Here is a 19185-nt window from a genome sequence, read left to right as displayed (position 1 = left end):
AAATCGACCCGATCATGAGCGCGGACGAAGTTGATCAGCGCGGCCCGGGGCGGTCATTCCTCGTCGAGTTCGGCGAGCACCTCGTCCGGGATCTCGGCGTTGGTGTAGACGTTCTGGACGTCGTCCAGATCTTCGATGGCGTCGATCAGCTTCATCACCTTGCGGGCGCCCTCGGCGTCCAGCGGGACGTTCAGCGAGGGGATGAAAGTCGGGTCCGCGGAGTCATACTCCATGCCGGCGTCCTGGACGGCCGTCCGGACCGCGACCAGGTCGGTGGCCTCGGAGATGACGTCGAACACGTCCCCGGAGTCCAGCACCTCCTCGGCTCCGGCGTCGAGCACGGCCAGCAGAAGGTCGTCCTCGGTCAGGTCCTTGGCCTTCGGCACGACGACAAGTCCCTTGCGCGAGAACAGGTATGCCACCGAACCGGGGTCAGCCATGTTGCCACCGTTGCGGGTCACGGCGACCCGGACCTCGCTCGCCGCGCGGTTCTTGTTGTCGGTCAGGCACTCGATCATCATGGCGACGCCGTTGGGGCCGTAGCCCTCGTAGGTGATGCCGATGTAGACGGCGCCACCCGCCTCGGCACCGGACCCTCGCTTGACGGCCCGGTTGATGTTGTCGATGGGGACCGACGTCTTCTTCGCCTTCTGGATGGCGTCGAACAGCGTCGGATTGCCGTCGACGTCACCGCCGCCCATCCGGGCCGCGACCTCGATGTTCTTGATCAGCTTGGCGAACGCCTTGCTCCGCTTGGCGTCCTTGGCCGCCTTCTGGTGCTTGGTGGTAGCCCATTTGGAGTGGCCGCTCATCTGCGAAGTACCCCTTGTGCATCGGTACGGGCGACCTGCGTGCGATCGCCCTGACTTGGTCATGGACGCCGGCCGCCGGAAGCTCAGGCTCGGCCGAACCCCAAAATCTTACGTCTCCGTCCGCAATCACCCGGCCAGTCCGGCGCGACCGGCCACCGGACCCGGCCTCAGGGTTTCCAGACCATCAGCACGACGATGGCGACGAGCAGCAACGACACCACCCCCGAGGCCATCGCGATGCGCTTGTAGTCGTGGTTCTGCAGTATAGGCGTGGAAGGATCGGACAGGTGCTCGCCGGCGCTGCGCAGGGCCGGCACGACCGCCAGCAGGCTGAGGGCGATCGCCACCACGTAGAGGACCAGCGAGATCAGCACCCACGGCGTGGTGACGGTCAGACCGTCCTTCTTGTCCGACGTGGCCAGCGCGCCGAACCCGAGGATCGCCACCAACAGCGAGAGCAGGCTGAAGACCATGGTCGAGCGCGCCAGGGTCTTGACGGTGCCGGCCTGTTGCGCACGGACCGCCCGCAGCGCCGTCTGCGGCAGGATCGCCATCGGGCCGACGATGAACACCGCCGCCACCACGTGCAGGCTCACCAGGACAGTATTCATAGCTGCCAGGCTATCGGCCCTCGACGCCTTCGACCGCAACGGCCGCGCCGGATCCGAACATCTCCCGATCGCCGTCGGCTCCGCGTGATCGCACGCTCAGTCGCGGAAGGAACACCTGCAGGAGGGGACCGATGGCGAGCGCGTAGACGACGGTCGCGAAGCCGATGCTCCCGCCCATCGCCGCGCCGATCAGCAATACGGTCAATTCGATTCCGGTGCGGACCACCCGGACGGAACCGACCCCGCGGGCGACCAGGCCCGTCATCAGCCCGTCCCTCGGTCCGGGGCCGAGGCCGGCCCCGATGTAGAGGCCGCCGGCCACGGCGTTGCCCAGCACTGCGATCACCAGCATGAGGATCCGGACGGTCAGGATCCCGGTGGCCGGAACGACCGAGAGCGTGGCATCCGTGGTCCATCCGATGATGGCCGCGTTCAGGATGGTCCCGACGCCCGGTCGCTGACGCAGCGGGATCCAGGCCAGCAGCACGATCACCGACACCACGGTGATCACCGTGCCGTAGGAGATGTCGACCCAGTGCCCGAGGACCTTGGTGACGCCCTGGTGGAACACGTCCCAGGGGTCGAGCCCGAACACGGCCCTGACCATCAGGCCCATGGTGAAGCCGTAGAGCAGCAGCCCGACGACGAGCTGCCCGAACCGCCGGATTCGCCGATCGGCCGGGATCGGCGTCAGGAGCGACATCGGGCCTCGTCGTCGGCTCGTTCGACGGGTGGACTTCAGAGATCTGGACACCTGACGATTGTCACGGGTGAGTGGCCTGGACTTCTATAGCCAATTGCGGGAAAGTGGCCTGATGATGCAAAAGTCCACCGCTCGGATCTCAGCAGCCACCCTGGCCCGCCGGCTCGGCCCGGAATCCCCCGCCGGCACCGGTCCGGCCTATCGGCAGCTGGCCCACCGCATTCGCAGCGCTGTGCTCGACGGGCGGCTGGCCGTCACGTCCGGCCTGCCGAGCGAACGCGATCTGGCCGTCGGCCTGCGGATCTCGCGGACCACCGTCGCTGCGGCCTACAGCCTGCTGCGGGACGAGGGCTGGCTCGACTCGCGCCGGGGTTCCGGCAGCCGCCTGCGGCTGCCGGACTCGCGCGGCGCATCCGGCGCTTCCGGCACTTCGGGTGCATCCATCGGGCTCGGTCCGGCCGGCCTGCTCGGGTATCCGGGATCGACCGGGGACGAGATCGACCTGAGCGTGGCGTCCCTGCCCGCACCGGCCGGGCTGATCGAGCAGCTGGCCGCGCTGGCCGTCGAAGACCTCCCCGCCTATGCGGCCGGCGGCGGATACGCACCGTTCGGGCTACCGGTGTTGCGGCAGGCGATCGCTGACCACTACAGCGCGGCCGGCCTGCCCACCAAGGCAGACCAGATCCTGGTGACGAGCGGCGGACAACACGCCTTCACCCTTGCGCTGCAGGAACTCTCGGTTCCGGGTGATCGGGTGATGATCGAATGCCCGACCTATCCGGTGGCGCTGGACGCGATCAGGGCGGCGCGCCGGATCCCGGGTCCGGTCGGCCTGCCGGGTCCCGGGCAGATCGGGGACACGACCGCGCCGTGGGATGCCGACCTGATCGCCGCGACGATGCGGCAGACCGCACCGCGCCTCGCGTATCTGATCCCGGACTTCCAGAATCCGACGGGCGCACTGATGGACGAGGCCACCCGGCGACGGATCGTCGATGCCGCGCGGGCGAGCAACACCATCCTGCTGGTCGACGAGACGTTCCGCGACGTGCCGTTCCCCGGACACCCGGCGCTGCCACCGCGGATGGGCTCGTTCGACGACGGCCAGCGGGTCCTGACGCTCGGCTCGCTGTCCAAGTCGGTCTGGGGCGGACTCCGGATCGGCTGGGTGCGGGGTGCCCCCGCAGTGATCAACCGGTTGGCTGCGGCACGATCCCTGGCCGACATGTCCGGGCCGGTCCTGGAACAGTTGATGGCCGCCCACCTCCTGGCCGACCCGGTGGCCGTGCTTGATCAGCAGAGCCGGCGGATGGCCGACGGAGCCGCTCTGCTCACCGCCGAGTTGGCCGACATCCGGCCCGAGTGGCAGGTGAGTCGTCCGCAGGGCGGAGCTTTTCTGTGGGTGGCCCTGCCCGGACCGTTCGCCACCGAGCTGGCTCGGGCGGCCCACGCGGTCGGCGTCCTGATCACACCGGGACCGCGGTTCGGACCGGACGGCACCATGGAGTCCTATCTGCGGCTGCCGTTCACCGAACCGGCCGACCGGCTGGTCACAGGCGTCCGCCGACTCTCGGCCATCGCCGATCGGGCCGCGGCGACGGCCGGCCGCCTGTCGGACGTGCCCGGCTGGCTCACCTGAGCGCAGTGCGCTGCGATACGAAGGCCGCGCCAAGGCCCTCCGTGATGCAGGCGCAGCAGCGCCGGGCCGCCCGTCGGGTCTCGACCCTCAGCAGGGAGTCAGCCGACCTTCAGACGGGCGTCAGCCGACCGTCAGCAGGGCGGTCTGCGGTGCCAGCATCACCCAGGTCCTGCCCGCTTTGAACGGCATCGGTTTCCCGTCCGAGCCGACGAACGCGAACGGCTTGTCGGCGGCCGACCGCGACCATCGTCCGGTGACCTGGTGACCATCGCGGAACAGCGTCATGAATCCTGATCCCACGGTCTGGGTGAGGTACGACGGCTGACCGTTGGTGTCGACCGTGCCGTCGGGTGTGTCCTTGACGTCCAGGACCACGACGTTGTCGGCGGCCTCCAGCTTGCCCTGGTAGTCCGAGACCGGTGCGTTGTCGCGCATTCTCACGAAACGTCCTCCGGTGTAGGCGAAGTCGGTCTGGCCCTGCTCCATCACCACGTGGATGGCCGAGACCGATCTGCCCTTGTCCACTTCGGCGGACCTGGCGACGAAGGCGAACCCGATCGAGCGCACCGGCCCGAGGCCCTTCGCCTCCGCGGCGATCTTCGTCAGGTCGGCGTGCAGGTTGTAGGTGCCGGTCGCCGCATCGGAGCGGAAGTAGGCGTCGCCCATCGCGGAGGTGTCCACGATGGAGGTCTTGGCGAGGTCGGCCAACGGTCCGCCTGCTCCACCGGAGAACACCAGCCCCGGTGTGCCGAAGGCCGGTAGGAGCTGGGCGTCGGTCGAGCGGACGCTCCGGACGGGGCCGACCTCGGTCGGGAGCGTGCTGTGGAACACCGCGATGATCCTGGTCAGCCCGCCTTCGACCTGTTCGACGAACACCACGTCGGCGTCCGAGACACCGAACTGGGGCACGTCGAAGTAGGTGTTGTCGACCTTGACGGCGATCACGGGGTTCTTGCTGACCGGACCACCCGTCAGGGGGTCGACGGGAGCCGCGGGCCGCGGAGCGGGTGTACTGACGGACCTGGTCGTCGTCGACGCCTTGGTCGTGGTGCCGGGGGTGGTGGCTGCCGCGCCGGCGGTCGGACTGACCGCCGGGCTGCTGACCACGGCTTGGCTGCTGACCACGGCCTGGCTGCTGACCACTGCGCTGCTGGACGGCGTCGCCTTCGTGCTCGACGAGCAGGCGGACAGGACCAGGACCGGGACGGCAAGGGCGGCAACGAGGACTCGGTGAGAACGCATGACCCACCGTAGGCGTGGGACCTGTGTGGATACGGTCAGACCCGCCGCGAACGGACCGTCAGAAGATTTCCACCACGGCCGGGATCGCCTCCGCACGCCCCATCACGCTGCGCCCCTCGGTCATCCGATCGGCGAGCTCGGTCGGATAGAAGGTCTCGGAGGAGTGCCGCAGTTCCTCCTCGGAGAACCATCGATGACCGGTGATGTTGTCCTTCTCCACGTCGGTGAATCCGCTGACGTCGACCTGGAATCCGGGCGGGGCGGACGCAAGGAAATAGAACTCCGTCTGCTCGTACAGCACGCCGGTGAAGACGAAGCGCGCCGAACGGCGCCAGATCGGCCCCGTCAGATCCGCGGACTCCAGAACGAGCCCGGTCTCCTCCCGCAACTCGCGCAGCGCGGTGGTGCGCAGATCCTCGCCGGCCTCCACGCCGCCGCCGGTCGGGAACCAGACGGCCCGGCCGTGCTCGGCACTGGAGAACATCAGCACCCGCTCCGACTCGTCCAGCAGCACCACCCGTGCTGCTGTCCGCTGGGCCGGGCCGGTCGGCACCTGGTCCGCGATCTCGAAGTAGTCCGGCAGGGCGGCCCGCCCGGCCAACCGGAACAACCTGGTGAACCAGACGGCCCGCAACGCCCTGGTGTCGCGGACCGCGTCGTTGTAGAAGCGCCGCGCGAGCGCCACCCGCTCGCCCGCATCGAGCAGTTCGGCGGCCAACTCGCGCGCTATCACCGGCGGCTGGGTGGCCAACGCTCTGGACAGGTCGTTCTCCGCGTCCGCGCGGGCCCGGCGGGGCGCTCGGTCGGCGGCGCTGGTCAGTCGCCGGAGCAGATCGGCATCGCGTTCGGCGAACGCACCGGCGGCCGCGGCTGCCCTGGTAGCGACGATCCGCCGGGACAGCGCCCCCTCCAGCGCGGCCCACGCCGCCTCGGTGCGCACGTGCAGGCGATCGAGCCGGCTGGCGGTCAGCCACAGGCGGAGGGCGGCCAGCAACAACACCACCAGCACGATGACGATCACGAGGGTGCTCACGGTGGGCGCCTAGTCCGCTTCGACGACGACCGACCGCGGGTCGGCCGCCACCACGGTCTCGTAGACCTGGACCACCCTGGCCGCCACCACGGGCCAGTCGTAGCCGGCCACGGTCGCCCTCGCGGCGGTCGCCAGGGCGGTCCGGCGAGCCGGGTCGTCCAGCAGGGCGGCGATGGAGGCTGCGAGCGCGACCGGGTCCCCGACCGGGCTCAGCACTCCGGCCGCACCGCCGTCCAGGACCCGCGAGAAGGCGTCGAGATCACTGGCGATCACCGGGCAACCGGCGCTCATCGCCTCGGTGAGGATCATCCCGAAGCTCTCGCCGCCGGTGTTCGGGGCGCAGTAGAGGTCGACGGAGTGCAGCAGGGAAGCCTTGTCCTGCGTCGAGATCAGCCCCAGGGACCGGATGCCGCCGGCAAAATCGCCGGCCAGCTCCATCAGCTCCTTCTCGTCACCGCTCCCGGCGACCAGCAACTGCAGGTCGGGCCGATCCACGACCAGGATGCGGAGCGCGTCCAGCAGGGTCGCCATCCCCTTGCGGGGCTCCTCGAAGCGGCCGATGAACCCGACCGTGCCGCCGGCCCGCGGGTACCCGGGCAGCGGCTCGGCCGCCGCGTACAGCTGCACGTCCACACCGTTGGGGATGACGACGGCGTCGCCCCCCAGATGCTCGACCTGCACCTGCCGCGCAAGATCGCTGACGGCGATCCGCCCGGTGATCTTCTCCAGGAAGGGCTGGAGGAGGCCCTGGAAGGTGGCCAACATCTTGGAGCGCGGATTCGCCGTGTGGAACGTCGCCACGATCGGGCCGTCTGCGACCATCAGGGCCAGCATCGACAGGCTGGGGGCGACCGGCTCGTGCAGGTGCAGCACGTCGAACTGCCCGGCCCGCATCCACCGTCGCACCCGCGAGTAGGACACCGGACCGAAGGACAGGCGGGCGACCGACCCGTTGTACGGGATGCCGACGCTGCGGCCGGCCGGGACGACGAAGTCCGGGAAGTCGCCGTCGTCATCGCCCGGGGCCAGCACCGACACGTCGTGTCCGAGCCCGATCAGGGTCTGGGCCAGGTCCGCGACGTGACCCTGCACCCCACCCGGGATGTCGAACGAGTAGGGACACACGAGTCCGACCCTCATCACGGGCCCGACCGCGTTCGCCGGCCACCGGTGTCGGCGGGTTCACCCAGCGCCTCGTGACCGGCCCGGAGATCGGCCAGCCACAGCGGCTGGAGCATGTGCCAGTCCTGCGGTCGCTCCGAGATGGTGCTCTGGAACAGGTTCGCGACCCGCTGGGTACCGACCCGCACCCGCTCCGCCAGTCTGGTCCCGGGAAGTTCCACCGGCGGCGAGACGTGGGTCTTCCATCCGTACTCGTGCCCTTGCTGCGTGAAGCCGAGATGGGCCACGCACAGATCAGCCCCGGTCAGCGCGGCCAACATGGCCGGACCGGCCGGCATCCGGGTCTGTTCGCCGAAGAACTCGACCGGCACACCGCTGGCCGTGAGGTCGCGGTCGCCGAGCAGGCAGACGATGCCACCGGCCCTGAGTCGTTCCTTCAGGATCGAGGATGTCGAGGTGGCGCCGCCGGTCAGCGGGAGGATCTCCATGCCCAGGGACTCCCGGAACTGCACGAATCTGCGGTACAGACTCTCCGGTTCCAGTCGCTCGGCCACGCTGGTCAGCGAGCCGTACTGATGGGCCAGCATCAGCCCTGCGACATCCCAGTTGCCCGAATGCGGCAGGGCCAGAACGACTCCCCGGCCCGCGGCGACCGCGTCCGCGATGTGTTCCATGCCGTCGGTGTCCGACATCGCCCTGGCCAACACCTCTTCGCGATCCATCGAGGGGAGGCGGAAGGTCTCGAGCCAGTACCGCGCATACGACCTCAGGCCGGCGGCGGTGGTGTCGTGCAGCGTGGACGGGGTGGCCCGCTCCCCCAGCACCCTGCGCAGGTTCCGGGCGTACTGCACGACCGACGGCCCCTGCCGGGACATGGCCAGATCGGCGGCGGATCTGGCGATGCGGTACGCCGGTCGGCCGGGCACGGTGCGCGCCGCCGACCACGCGGCGCTGTAACCAAGGGCGATCAGTTCGTCGACAGCGGGGCTCACCGCTGCCGGCCGGTGGCCGGACCGTGCCCGGGAGTGCCGGACGGCTGGGTCGGGCCGAACTGCCCCTTGGCCTTGGCGGCGTTGCGGACCTGGACGAGGCGTTGCACCACGGTCACCAGACAGGCCGCGGCGAGCAGCCACAGGCAGATGGGAAGAGCGATCTTGAGTCCCAGACCGGCCAGCCCGGCTCCGACCAGCCCGAGCACGTTGCGTTCGGCGCGTTCGGCCAACGCGCCGCCGATCCGGAGATCGACCGAGTCGGCGCGCGCCTTGACGTAGGAGATCACCTGACCGGCCACCAGGATGATCAGACAGGCCGCACCCAGCCACGGGTCGTGCTTGAGCACGAAGCTGTAGTACGTCAGCGCGCCGAAGAGCGCGCCGTCGGCGATTCGATCGCAGGAGGCATCCAGGACGAGGCCGAAGTCGGTGCCGAATCCGCGGGCCCTGGCCATCGCGCCGTCGAAGAGATCGAAGAACACGAACGCGGTGACGGCCATCGTGCCCCAGAAGAGGTGCCCGGTACCGAACAGCGAGATCGAGGCGGCCACTGCACCGACCGTGCCGATGACGGTGACCAGGTCAGGGCTCAGACCCCAGCGCAGCAGCGTCCGTCCCACCGGATCGGTGACCTTGGATACCGAGCCGCGCGCAATCGAGTTGAGCATGTCGGTCCCCTCGGGTCGGCGGGCGGGCTGGCGGGGCTGGAACGGTGTCGGGCGGGGCTGGAACGGGGCCTGCGGAAACGTCAGTGCAAGCGTTCACGATAGTCGGCGAACAACCCGGTCCGGCGCATCCGCCTCTGCTCACCCGCGAGCGGACCACCGGCCCGGTGGGCGACGGGCGGTCACCAGGCGGCGGCGATCAGCGCCCTGGTCTCGCCCAGAAGCTGCGGCAGGACCTTCGTCGCGCCGATGACCGGCATGAAGTTGGCGTCGCCGCCCCACCGGGGCACCACGTGCTGATGGAGGTGGGCGGCAATGCCGGCACCGGCCGACTCCCCCGCGTTGATCCCGATGTTGAATCCGTGCGGAGCGGACACCCTGCGCAGCACCGTCATCGCATGGCTGGTGAACTCGCCCAACTCACCCATCTCGGCCGGGTCGAGTTCGGTGTAGTCGGCGACGTGCCGGTAGGGCACCACCATGAGATGGCCTGGGTTGTACGGGAACAGATTGAGCACCGCGTAGACCGTGGCACCCCGCGCGACGACCAGCCCGGCGGCGTCCTCCAGGGTCGGGATGCGGTCGAACGGGCAGTCAACGGCACCGTCGGGGCTCCCCCGGTCCTCCGCTGTGACATACGCCATCCGGTGTGGCGTCCAGAGCCTGGCCCAGCGGTCAGGGATGCCGATTCCGTCCTGCCGCACCAGTTCGACGCCATCCGGCAGCCCGGCGGCCGGAGTGGCGGGAGCGTCCGGCGCGCCGGTCACCGACTCACACCTCGACTGTCTTGACCGTGACTCCAACGGCGAAGTTCTCCGCCGAAGGTGAGAGGTTGTTCCGCCCGGTGATCCAGCGGTCGATGGCGCCGACCGCCTCCTGGACGGGGACCCCGTTGATCTGCGACCCGTCGCGGAACCGGAACGACACGGCCTCGTTCTCGACGTCGTTCGCGCCGGCCAGCAGCATGAACGGCACCTTGCCGGTGGTGTGATTGCGGATCTTCTTCTGCATCCGGTCGTCGGAATGGTCGACCTGGAACCTGAGGCCGCGAGCTCTCGCCACCGCCGCGACCTTCTCCAGATGGTCGCCGAAGGCTTCGGCCACCGGGATGCCGACGACCTGCACGGGCGAGAGCCAGGCCGGGAAGGCACCGGCGTAGTGCTCGGTGAGCACGGCGAAGAACCGTTCGATCGACCCGAACAGGGCCCGGTGGATCATCACCGGCCGCTGGCGGGTGCCATCGGCCGCCGAGTATTCGAGCTCGAACCGTTCCGGCAGCATGAAATCGAGTTGGATGGTCGACATCTGCCAGGTCCGGCCGATCGCGTCCCTCGCCTGCACCGAGATCTTCGGTCCGTAGAACGCCGCGCCCTCGGGATCCGGGACGAGTTCGAGACCGGAGGCGATGGCCACCTCGGCCAGGGTGCTGGTGGCGACGTCCCAGGTCTCGTCGTCCCCGATCGACTTCTCCGGGTTCCGGGTGGACAGCTCGAGGTAGAAATCGTCCAGGCCGTAGTCCTTGAGCAGATCGAGGACGAAGGTGAGCAGGCTCGCCAGCTCGTCACGCATCTGGTCGCGGGTGCAGTAGATGTGGGCGTCGTCCTGGGTGAAGCCGCGTGCCCTGGTCAGGCCGTGGATGACACCGGACGGCTCGTTGCGATAGACGGTGCCGAACTCGAAGAGCCGCAAGGGGAGTTCCCGGTACGAACGCCCGCGAGCGTCGAAGATCAGGTTGTGCATCGGGCAGTTCATCGGCTTCAGGTAGTAGTCCTGACCCGGCTTGCGAACGGTTCCGTCGTCGTTGAGCTCCGCGTCCAGGTGCATCGCCGGGAACATGCCCTCGCGGTACCAGTCGAGGTGCCCGGAGGTCTCGTACAGCTGGCCCTTGGTGATGTGCGGGGTGTTCACGAACTCGTAGCCGGCCTGGATGTGACGCAGACGCGAGTACTGCTCCATCTCGTTCCGGATGATGCCGCCCCGCGGGTGGAATACCGCCAACCCCGAACCCAGCTGCTCGGGGAAGCTGAACAGATCCAACTCGTTGCCGAGCTTGCGGTGATCCCGGCGTTCGGCCTCGGCCTGGGCGAGGAGGTAGGCATCCAACGCCTCCTGGTCCTCCCACGCGGTGCCGTAGATGCGCTGCATGCCGGCGTTCTTCTGATCGCCCCGCCAGTAGGCGGCAGAGGACTTGGTCAGCTTGAACGCCGGAATTCCCTTGGTGGTCGGCAGGTGCGGTCCGCGGCACAGGTCGCCCCAGATCCGATCGCCCGTGTGCGCGTGCAGGTTGTCGTAGGCGGTCAGCTCACCGGTTCCGAGCTCCATGATCTCGGTGGTGTCGACGCTGTGGTCGGATTTGAGGTCGACGAGTTCGAGCTTGAACGGCTCGTCCGCCAGCTCGACCCGCGCCTGCTCGACCGAAGGATAGACACGACGCGAGAACCGCTGGCCGGCCTTGACGATCTGCTTCATCCGCTTTTCCAGAGCAGTCAGATCTTCTGGAGTGAAGGGCTTCTCGACGCTGAAGTCGTAGTAGAAGCCGTCCCGGATCGGCGGGCCGATCCCGAGCTTGGCGTCCGGGAACTGCTGCTGGACGGCCTGCGCCAGGACGTGGGCGGCCGAGTGACGGATGACCGACCTGCCGTCCTCGGTGTTGGCCGCGACCGCCTCGACCTCGGTGTCCTGGGGCGGCGACCAGGCAAGGTCTCGCAGCTGGCCCGTGTCATCGCGGACCACGACGACGGCGTCTGCCCCGTTGCGGGGAAGCCCGGCCTCCCCGATCGCCTGGGAGGCGGTCGTGCCCGCCGGAACCCTCACGCGCGCAGCAGCGGGGGGATGAGCGACGACGGACACGAGGGGAACTCCTCTTTCGGTACGGACCTGATTTTCCGGGTGGATCTGGTGCTTCGATGCTAGTCGCGGCGATCAACGGAGAATTCCCCGCTCGGCGGACCGACCAGCAGATCCTCCAGGCTGGTCGCCCGGTGACCGGTCAGGGACTGGACATCCCCGCCGGCCCCGGCCATCTCGCCCGCCGCGATCGCCGTGTAGGTGCTGACCCAGGCCTCGACCTGCCAGGCCGGCGCGCCGTACACCTCCCGCGAGGCGTAGGCCTCGTCCAGCGTCTCGTCGACGTACCGGACCTGCCGTCCCCGACGGCTGGTGATGATCTCGGCGACCCGGGCCAGCGAGACGTCCTCCGGGCCGGTCAATGAATACGTCTTTCCCAGGTGCGGCTCCGGGTCGAGCAGGACGTTCGCCGCCACCTCGGCGACATCGCACTGGGCGACGGCCGCCACCTTTCCGGCGCCGGCCGGACCGCGGATCGCCCCGTCGTCACCGACCAGCCCGGGGAGGAAGTCGAGGTAGAGGTTGTCCCGGAGGATGACGTGATCGATCCCGCTGGCGCGGAGGTGTTCCTCGGTGGCCCAGTGGTCGCGGCCGAGGGTGAAGGTGGCGTCCGGCGCGGCGCCGAAAAAGGACAGGTAGACCAACTGCTCGACCCCGGCCTCCCTGGCTGCGTCGATGAACGTCAGATGGTCCTGCACGCGGTCCGGTTTCTCCGCGGCCGACACCATGAACAGCGTCCGGATGCCCCGAAGTGCGGCCGTACCCGCCCGGCGATCCAGGTAGTCGGCGACCGCCACGTCGCCCGGGAGGTCCGGGGCCCGTGAGGCATCCCGGACGATCAGTCGCTGTCGGCGGCCGGCCGTGGCGATCCGCGCAGCGACCATCCCGCCGACCTTGCCGGTCGAGCCCGTCACGGCGAGGGTTGGCATACGGACAAGATAGGCGTTTGGATCAAGGCGTCACCGGGCCGCATGGATCAAGTCGTCGCCGGGCCGCACGGATCAAGTTGTCGCCGGGCCGCATGGATCAAGTTGTCGATTTCTGTCCCACGCGCACCAAACGGGCAACTTTCATCCATGCCTGCGAAGTTGATCCACGCCGACCCGGCTGATCCACGCCGACCCGCCTGATCCACGCCGACCCGCCTGAGGTGTGGACCTACGTCTAGGAGAGTCATGTCAGACCCCCGGCCACCGGGTAACGAACCCGCGTCGACGGATCCCGACGTCGATCTGCGTGACGTGTCGCAACGTCGGGAGTACGGCGCCCGTCATCCGGCGGTGTTGGGCGTGATCGCCGTCGGCGGTGTCATCGGGGCGCTCCTGCGATACCAGATCGGGCGCTGGTGGCCGACTCCGACGGATCACTTCCCGTCCGCAACCCTGACCATCAATCTCACCGGCTGCCTGGCCATCGGCGTCCTGTTGGGTGTGATCGGCGAGATGAGTTCGCCGCCGCCGCTGCTCAGGCCATTCCTGGGTACCGGGGTGCTCGGAGGTTTCACCACCTTCTCGACCTACGCGGTGGACATCCAGACGCTGTTGCGACACGGCGACGCCGGCATCGCACTGGCCTACCTGTTCGCAACGGCAGCGGGCGCCGTCGCGGCCGTCGGCCTCGGCCTGTACCTCGGCCGACGTCTGTTCCCGCGTGCCGACGGCACCGACGCCGGAGGGCCGCTCCGATGATCGGATACCTACTGGTGGCCGCCGGGGCCGCAGTCGGTGCACCCCTGCGATATCTCACCGACCGCGCGGTGCAGTCCCGTCACGACAGCCTGTTCCCGTGGGGCACCCTGAGCGTGAACGTGGCGGGCAGCCTGATCCTGGGCATCATGACCGGTCTGACGCTTGCCGGCAGCAGCGCCTCGAACCTGCACCTACTGGTCGGCACCGGATTCTGCGGAACGCTGACCACCTACTCGACGTTCTCCTTCGAAACCGTCCGGCTGTTCGAACAGCGCGCCAGGTTCTTCGCGGTGGCCAACCTGCTGGGCACCCTGGTGGCCGGGTTGGGTGCAGCCGTGCTGGGCTACGCCATCGGCCAGGTCTGGTAGCCGATGCTCCCCGGCCTGAGACCTGACGACTGCCTGACGGTCGTCGTGCCGCCCGAACCGGCGCACGCCGGGCCCCTGTTACGGGCCGAGGTCGGGGAATTCGAGACCGCCCTCGGCGCCCACGTGCGCCTGACCGACGAGGATCCGCACACCGGGCCGCGGTGGCTGATGAGCCTGCGATCCGTCGATCACCCCCGACTCCAGTGGGAGGGCGTGCACCGGGTGCTGCAGTCGTCTGCAGGCGATGCGATCGGCCTCTTCGCCGCGCTGAACCTGCTAGAGCCAGTCGTTGCGGCGAAACAGTCGATGCACGATCAAGCACAGGATCACGATGGCGACCAACGCGAGCAGGTAGCCGTACTTCCATTGCAACTCCGGCATATTGGTGAAATTCATGCCGTAGACGCCTGTCACCATGGTGGGTATGAGGGCGATCGCGGCCCACGTAGAAATCTTGCGGGTGTCTTCGTTCTGTTGCAGTCCCGTGCGGTTCTGGCCTGCCGTCACTCTCGCTACGTTCGCCTGCAGCACGTCGTTGAGCAGTAGGTCCAATCCCTCGATGTCCTCCGAAGCACTGAGGGCATCGGCGAGCACTCCCTGGAGTACGGGGCCCGGCATGGCCAGCAGCCACGGCAGGTCGGTCCTGGCCAGTCGCTCCAGGCCGCGCGCGAGCGGGACCACCGATCGGCGGAATTCGGCGGTCCTCCTTTTCAACAGGTAGATCTGCTCCGAGTGGTCCGCATCTCCTGAGCCGAAGACATGCGCCTCCAGGACGTCCACCTCGCTGTTGATGGCGCTGATCCTCTCCTCGTACCCGTTGATCACGCAACTGGCGATGGTGACCAGCACTCCGACCGAGCCGAGCGAAACGGTCTCGACCTCGGCTTTCACCCTCCGCTCGACCTCCAGCATCACGGTGCTCGGCGACCACATCATGGTCAGCACGAAGCGATGGCCCAGGACGATGAAGACGTCGTCGAAGGCCGTCGACGAGCTTTCGCCTCCGGGTCGGCTCACCTTGAGCCCGACGACTGCGATCGAGTCCAGCATCAGAAGTGTCGGGCGCTGGTGCGGACCGGAAATGACGCGGGCAACCTCGGCCGGAATCTTCAGGTGGCCGGCTACCTCCGAAATCTGGGCGGCGTCCGGCTGATCAAGGTGGATCCACACGAATCCAGGAGTTGCGCCGGCGACGAAGGGACCGATGCTGGAGGCAGACGCCGATTGTTGGGAGCCCTGCTCGAATATGGGTGTAGGTAGCTTTCATGTGTGTCATCCCAACGGTGCGCAGGTTCGAGCGATGATGACTTCAGGGCTGGGCTATCCCCCGTGGCCCTCTGGTCGCCGTCCGGCCAGACCAGCGAAGATGGTGGCAAATTCATCGAGCGCCGCTTCGGTCAGGGTGTCGTCCCGATCGGCCAGCCAACCGAGCACGAGACCGTCGATGACGGTGGCGATCATCCTGCTCAACGTAGGCGTCGGCAGGCTCCACGCGATGTCGGCCGATGCCTCGATGGCGGTCAACAAACGAACTGATTGTGCGAAGTAGTGTTCGTACTGCCATTTCGCGAGGTCCGCCAGTTCCGCATCCCGCAGCACGTAGGCGGTGAGTTCGTAGGACACCAACTGACGGTCCGGGTGGGCTTTGACCTGCTCCCAGAGGAGCGTGAAAGCCGACCTGAGGGAGGCAAGTGCGTCGGAGTCCACCGCGGCGACGAGGATTGCTGCGTCTGTCATGTCGGCCACGACGACCCGGATGAGTTCCTGCAGCAGTTCCTTCTTGGACTTGAAGCAGTAGTGGAAAACGCTTTGATGTACGCCGGCTTCAGCGCAGATCGCCCGAGTGGTTGCCTGCGCGATTCCGGTCTGTGCCATGACGCGGAATGCCGCATCCACCAGATCTTTTCGCCGCTGATCGACTGGAATTCGCGCCACATCTACTCCTTTGCGTGGTTCGGTGCTCGACGCCGCCGAGCCGGATGTCGGTGAGAAGCTGCAGTCCGGTCATGTGCCCTACGCGGTGTTCAACGCGGCGTAGCCCGCCGATCCGAGGGAGACCCACCCGATGGTCAGACCCACCCGCAGGGCGACAACCCACCATCGGACTGGCCGTCGCAGACCCGCGCAACCAAGGAAGACGACTCCGGCTGTTCCTGCGATCACCCAGTAGGCAGGACTGGTCGTGTCCGCAACAGCCGTCAGCCCGTAGATCGCATCGGTGATCGCGACACCGGCGATGAGGGAGGAGCCAGTCACGGCGAAAGGCAGTCGTGCATCGAACGTGGCCGACGTTGACCAGCCGATTGCCGGACCGGCGATCAGTGCGACAGCAGCCCACAGCAGCGGGTGGTAGGTCAGGCCGCGAAGTTCGGAAACAATGGTGTAGCCCATCACCAGGCCCATAAAGCTGAACGCCCCCAGGAACAACGCCGGCAACAACGGTGGGCGCCGGATGGCGATCATGACGACGGTCAGCAGCGCCCAGCCCGACGGCGAATTCGCGAACGGTCGTAGCGAGTCCGGCAAGACGCCCTGAGCAACGGACGTCAGACCACCCAGGAGCAGGCTGCCTCCGATGATCCACGCCGCGTCGACCCAGCTGGACGAGCGCGATCGAAACGCCTGCGACGTCGGGTCGCCGAGTTCCACACCACTCATGAGCCGGACCTCCGGAGTTGTCAGTCGAACTCGGACGAACAAGATGACCGACGGTAACTTGGTCATTCGACCAAGTCAAGCGACCAATCTCTAGGTCGTGCGGCTTCATCATGTTGCGTCCGACTTGGTCGCTTGACCAAGTCGGTAGACCGGCCAGCGACGACTTCACGATCCGGACGACCCCGATCCGTCAGGCTCACCCCGGACATCGACCTCCGCATCAGCACCGCGCCGACCTACGACCGCGAGGAACGAGTCGTGGAGGGCGTCGGTCTGCCGGTCGACCTCCCCGGACCTGCGTTCGGCGGCGACAGCCCGTTGCACGCAGACCCGCTCGTCGCGCTCGCGGTGCAGTGACGGCGAGGGTTCGAACCTTGCCGCCCCGACGCAGGTACTGATTGACTCCTGACGTGGCCGACGCCGGGAACGCCGAGATCGAGCGCCCGGTCGTGACGGAACCGGCCGTCGCCGGAGGTCCGTCGTACCTGATGGACAACGCGCCCGAGGGCGTGACGTTGGAGATCGCGGCGGCAGCCCTGCGCGAACGGGTCTACGGATCCATCACCTGCCTCTCGACACTGCTGGTGATCACCGGCTACCAGCCGCTGGATCACCCGTGGAGCAAGCTCTTCGACGTCATGATCGCCACCGGAGGTCTGTGGACGGCCAGCGTCCTGGCCGAGGTCATCTCCCATCTGGGCGCCCATCAGAAGGCACCGGGCCCGCGGGAGATGCGCCACATCTTCTGGGTTTCCGGGCAGATCGTGGCAGCGTCCACGATTCCGCTCGTCCTGCTGCTGCTTGCCGCGCTCACCGTGATCCCCCTGCACAGTGCGGTCTGGGCGGGGGTTTGGGTGCTGGTCGCCGAGATGGGCGTCTTCGCGTTTCTCGCCGTCCGTGGCACCTCGCTGAGCCGGCGGGCCAGGACGCTCCTGATCGCGGCGCTGCTCCTGCTCGGCCTGCTGGTCGTCGTCCTCAAGAACTTGGCGCACTGAGCACAACAATTTTTCCGCTTCTGCCAGCGCGTGTGGGGCCGTGCTGCGCGGCGATAGTGCGGCCGCCCGAGGACTGCTTCGGGGACGGGTGTCATGGACGTTTCCCAGCTCGTCCCGAGGGGTCTCGCAGGCGCTACCGTCATGATCGGGCCGTCCGCCGGAATCGACGTCACCGCACCACCGTGGGTTGGATGTGCCTGATGGGCGGCCGCACGGCCGGTGAGCAGCTGAAACGAGAGCAGTCGACAACGACAGGGTGTGGCACCAACAGTGAGCAACAAGTCGAGGAAGGCGCCCGAGGGCAAGGCGCGATCGGCCAGCCAGGTCGCCGCTCGTGAGCACGCCCGGCAACTCCGGGAGGCCGGCCTCCGGCGGGACCGGCGGCGGCGCATGCTGCTCACGATCGGTGCCCCGGTCCTGGTGATCGTTCTCGTGGTCGGGGCGTTTCTGGTGATCAAGGCCAACCAGAAGCCGCCCGTGGCGACCGGCGCTCCCTCTGTGCCGGCCGCCGGCGCACTGGAGAACTCGATCAAGAGCATCCCGGCCGCGACCTTCGACACCGTCGGCAAGGGCACCGGAGTCAGTCCACCGACGTTGATCAAGGGCGATGCGCTGACCGCCGACGGCAAACCGCGTGTGCTCTACATCGGCGCGGAGTACTGCCCGTACTGCGCCGCCGAACGGTGGGCGATGGTCACCGCGTTGTCCAGGTTCGGCACCTTCGCCCACCTCGGGGTCACCTCCTCGTCCTCGACGGACGTCTACCCGAGCACCGCGACCCTCTCGTTCCACGGATCCACCTACACCAGCAACGTGCTGTCGTTCACCGGTGTGGAGCAGACCACCAACATCCCCGACGGCAGCGGCAACTACACCGCCCTGGATACCGTGGCCCCTGCCGACGGCGCACTGCTGACGAAGTACGACACCCAGCAGAGCATCCCGTTCGTCGATTTCGGGAACCGGTACATGATCGTCGGGTCGTCCTACCTGCCCGATTCGCTCAAAGGCCTGACCCAGAGCCAGATCGCCGCCGAGATGCTGAAGCCCGACTCGGCGGTGGCGAAGAACGTGCTGGGCGCGGCCAACATGATCAGCGCGGTCCTGTGCAGGTTGACGAACGGCCAGCCGGCCGCGGTCTGCACCTCGACGGCTGTGACGTCGCAGACCCTGCCGTCATGACGGGGCTCCGATGAGCACCCGGACGCCGGCGCGGCCGTCGGCCCCGGCATGGGTCGCCTTCGGCCTCTGCATCGTCGGGGTGCTGATCTCGGCGTACCTGACGTACGAGCACTTCACCGGCTCCTCGACGCTGGCCTGCTCCGGCAACGGCACGGTCAACTGCCTCAAGGTGACCACCAGCCAGTGGTCGGTGATCGCCGGGGTACCGGTGGCCGTGGCCGGTCTGGCCTTCTTCCTGGCCATGACGATGCTGTGCGCCCCGACCCGGTGGGCACGCGACGCGGCTCTGCCCAGGCTCGTCGGGGTGGTGGCCGGCATGATCATGGTGCTGTGGCTCGTCTACGTGGAGATCTTCGAGGTGGACGCCATCTGCCTCTGGTGCACGGGAGTGCACGTGGTCACGCTGCTGCTGCTGGTCACCGTTCTGTGGTGGCGGGAGAGCGAACGCTCCTACCGGTGAACGGCCGCCGTCGATCCCTGGACGATCGAGGGCTATCGTAGATCGGTCCCCCGCGGTGCGGGGTACGACGAGGAACGACGATGCGGTCCGGGAGGTCTCCCGGCAGGGCAGAGGCCAGCAACGGTGTTCTTCGAAGCTTCCTCCAGTGGGCCTGCGGGTCCACGAGTC

Annotated in this window: 22 protein-coding genes; 8 read left to right on the top strand and 14 right to left on the bottom strand. The window is 68.0% G+C overall.

What is annotated here, in order from left to right:
* Positions 1 to 53 precede the first annotated feature (53 nt).
* From H7F38_RS14760 to H7F38_RS14750, 3 genes are all read right to left on the bottom strand, one after another.
* Positions 54 to 812 (bottom strand): YebC/PmpR family DNA-binding transcriptional regulator, encoded by a 759-nt coding sequence (locus H7F38_RS14760; RefSeq protein WP_187090574.1) that lies wholly within the window; start codon positions 810 to 812, stop codon positions 54 to 56.
* Between the two features lie 167 nt (positions 813 to 979).
* Positions 980 to 1423, bottom strand: a complete 444-nt coding sequence (locus H7F38_RS14755; protein WP_187090573.1) for a DUF2269 family protein — start codon at positions 1421 to 1423, stop codon at positions 980 to 982.
* Between the two features lie 10 nt (positions 1424 to 1433).
* Complete coding sequence (locus H7F38_RS14750; RefSeq protein ID WP_187090572.1) at positions 1434 to 2126, bottom strand: YitT family protein; 693 nt, start codon at positions 2124 to 2126, stop codon at positions 1434 to 1436.
* Positions 2127 to 2238: 112 nt separating this feature from the next.
* On the opposite strand from H7F38_RS14750, the gene H7F38_RS14745 reads away from it, so the two are divergent.
* Positions 2239 to 3765 (top strand): PLP-dependent aminotransferase family protein, encoded by a 1527-nt coding sequence (locus tag H7F38_RS14745; RefSeq protein ID WP_222618093.1) that lies wholly within the window; start codon positions 2239 to 2241, stop codon positions 3763 to 3765.
* Positions 3766 to 3885: 120 nt separating this feature from the next.
* Here the strand turns inward: H7F38_RS14745 and H7F38_RS14740 are convergent, their stop codons facing one another.
* Positions 3886 to 4710, bottom strand: a complete 825-nt coding sequence (locus H7F38_RS14740; RefSeq protein ID WP_187090571.1) for a DUF3048 domain-containing protein — start codon at positions 4708 to 4710, stop codon at positions 3886 to 3888.
* On the opposite strand from H7F38_RS14740, the gene H7F38_RS14735 reads away from it, so the two are divergent.
* On the top strand, positions 4697 to 4999 hold the full coding sequence (locus H7F38_RS14735; protein WP_187090570.1) for a hypothetical protein: 303 nt from the start codon (positions 4697 to 4699) through the stop codon (positions 4997 to 4999). The two genes, H7F38_RS14740 and H7F38_RS14735, sit on opposite strands and share 14 nt — an antisense overlap.
* A 66-nt stretch (positions 5000 to 5065) precedes the next feature.
* Here H7F38_RS14735 and H7F38_RS14730 read toward each other — a convergent pair whose 3' ends face one another.
* From H7F38_RS14730 to H7F38_RS14700, 7 genes are all read right to left on the bottom strand, one after another.
* On the bottom strand, positions 5066 to 6040 hold the full coding sequence (locus H7F38_RS14730; protein WP_187090569.1) for an NUDIX domain-containing protein: 975 nt from the start codon (positions 6038 to 6040) through the stop codon (positions 5066 to 5068).
* A 9-nt stretch (positions 6041 to 6049) separates the two neighbouring features.
* Complete coding sequence (locus H7F38_RS14725) at positions 6050 to 7180, bottom strand: glycosyltransferase family 4 protein (RefSeq protein WP_187090568.1); 1131 nt, start codon at positions 7178 to 7180, stop codon at positions 6050 to 6052.
* Positions 7180 to 8154: a phosphatidylinositol mannoside acyltransferase gene (locus H7F38_RS14720; RefSeq protein WP_187090567.1), complete on the bottom strand. Its 975-nt coding sequence runs from the start codon at positions 8152 to 8154 to the stop codon at positions 7180 to 7182. Before H7F38_RS14720 ends, H7F38_RS14725 begins: the two co-directional genes overlap by 1 nt.
* Entirely contained in the window at positions 8151 to 8822 is a 672-nt protein-coding gene (gene pgsA, locus H7F38_RS14715; RefSeq protein WP_187090566.1) for a phosphatidylinositol phosphate synthase, read from the bottom strand. Before pgsA ends, H7F38_RS14720 begins: the two co-directional genes overlap by 4 nt.
* A 179-nt stretch (positions 8823 to 9001) precedes the next feature.
* Positions 9002 to 9544, bottom strand: a complete 543-nt coding sequence (locus H7F38_RS14710; protein WP_370531375.1) for an HIT domain-containing protein — start codon at positions 9542 to 9544, stop codon at positions 9002 to 9004.
* 46 nt (positions 9545 to 9590) lie between these two features.
* Positions 9591 to 11669, bottom strand: a complete 2079-nt coding sequence (gene thrS / locus H7F38_RS14705; RefSeq protein WP_187090565.1) for a threonine--tRNA ligase — start codon at positions 11667 to 11669, stop codon at positions 9591 to 9593.
* Between the two features lie 59 nt (positions 11670 to 11728).
* Positions 11729 to 12595 (bottom strand): SDR family oxidoreductase, encoded by an 867-nt coding sequence (locus H7F38_RS14700; protein ID WP_187090564.1) that lies wholly within the window; start codon positions 12593 to 12595, stop codon positions 11729 to 11731.
* 246 nt (positions 12596 to 12841) lie between these two features.
* On the opposite strand from H7F38_RS14700, the gene crcB (H7F38_RS14695) reads away from it, so the two are divergent.
* Together crcB (H7F38_RS14695) and crcB (H7F38_RS14690) are read left to right on the top strand one after the other, a co-directional pair.
* The gene (gene crcB, locus H7F38_RS14695) at positions 12842 to 13354 is read left to right on the top strand and encodes a fluoride efflux transporter CrcB (RefSeq protein WP_187090563.1); all 513 of its coding nucleotides are present in this window, start codon (positions 12842 to 12844) and stop codon (positions 13352 to 13354) included.
* Positions 13354 to 13722, top strand: coding sequence for a fluoride efflux transporter CrcB (gene crcB, locus H7F38_RS14690; RefSeq protein ID WP_187094728.1), 369 nt, complete (start codon positions 13354 to 13356; stop codon positions 13720 to 13722). The genes crcB (H7F38_RS14695) and crcB (H7F38_RS14690) overlap by 1 nt, the downstream gene beginning before the upstream one ends.
* A 276-nt stretch (positions 13723 to 13998) precedes the next feature.
* Here crcB (H7F38_RS14690) and H7F38_RS14685 read toward each other — a convergent pair whose 3' ends face one another.
* The 3 genes from H7F38_RS14685 to H7F38_RS14675 form a co-directional block, all read right to left on the bottom strand.
* On the bottom strand, positions 13999 to 14892 hold the full coding sequence (locus H7F38_RS14685; RefSeq protein ID WP_187090562.1) for a CorA family divalent cation transporter: 894 nt from the start codon (positions 14890 to 14892) through the stop codon (positions 13999 to 14001).
* 150 nt (positions 14893 to 15042) lie between these two features.
* Positions 15043 to 15597 carry a TetR/AcrR family transcriptional regulator gene (locus H7F38_RS14680; RefSeq protein ID WP_187090561.1) on the bottom strand — a complete coding sequence of 185 codons (555 nt, stop codon included), beginning with the start codon at positions 15595 to 15597 and terminating at the stop codon, positions 15043 to 15045.
* 138 nt (positions 15598 to 15735) lie between these two features.
* A complete protein-coding gene (locus tag H7F38_RS14675; RefSeq protein WP_187090560.1) occupies positions 15736 to 16380 on the bottom strand; it encodes a DUF6518 family protein in 645 nt (214 codons plus the stop codon).
* A gap of 132 nt (positions 16381 to 16512) precedes the next feature.
* On the opposite strand from H7F38_RS14675, the gene H7F38_RS14670 reads away from it, so the two are divergent.
* From H7F38_RS14670 to H7F38_RS14655, 4 genes are all read left to right on the top strand, one after another.
* Positions 16513 to 16737 (top strand): hypothetical protein, encoded by a 225-nt coding sequence (locus tag H7F38_RS14670; protein ID WP_187090559.1) that lies wholly within the window; start codon positions 16513 to 16515, stop codon positions 16735 to 16737.
* A 53-nt stretch (positions 16738 to 16790) separates the two neighbouring features.
* Complete coding sequence (locus H7F38_RS14665) at positions 16791 to 17375, top strand: hypothetical protein (protein ID WP_187090558.1); 585 nt, start codon at positions 16791 to 16793, stop codon at positions 17373 to 17375.
* Between the two features lie 270 nt (positions 17376 to 17645).
* A complete protein-coding gene (locus H7F38_RS14660) occupies positions 17646 to 18557 on the top strand; it encodes a DUF929 family protein (RefSeq protein ID WP_187090557.1) in 912 nt (303 codons plus the stop codon).
* Between the two features lie 10 nt (positions 18558 to 18567).
* Complete coding sequence (locus H7F38_RS14655; RefSeq protein ID WP_187090556.1) at positions 18568 to 19017, top strand: vitamin K epoxide reductase family protein; 450 nt, start codon at positions 18568 to 18570, stop codon at positions 19015 to 19017.
* The last annotated feature ends 168 nt before the right edge of the window (positions 19018 to 19185 follow it).

The organism is Nakamurella sp. PAMC28650 (genome assembly GCF_014303395.1).
In the GTDB taxonomy this organism is placed as follows: Bacteria; Actinomycetota; Actinomycetes; order Mycobacteriales; family Nakamurellaceae; genus Nakamurella.
This window is presented reverse-complemented; position numbering and strand designations above follow the sequence as displayed.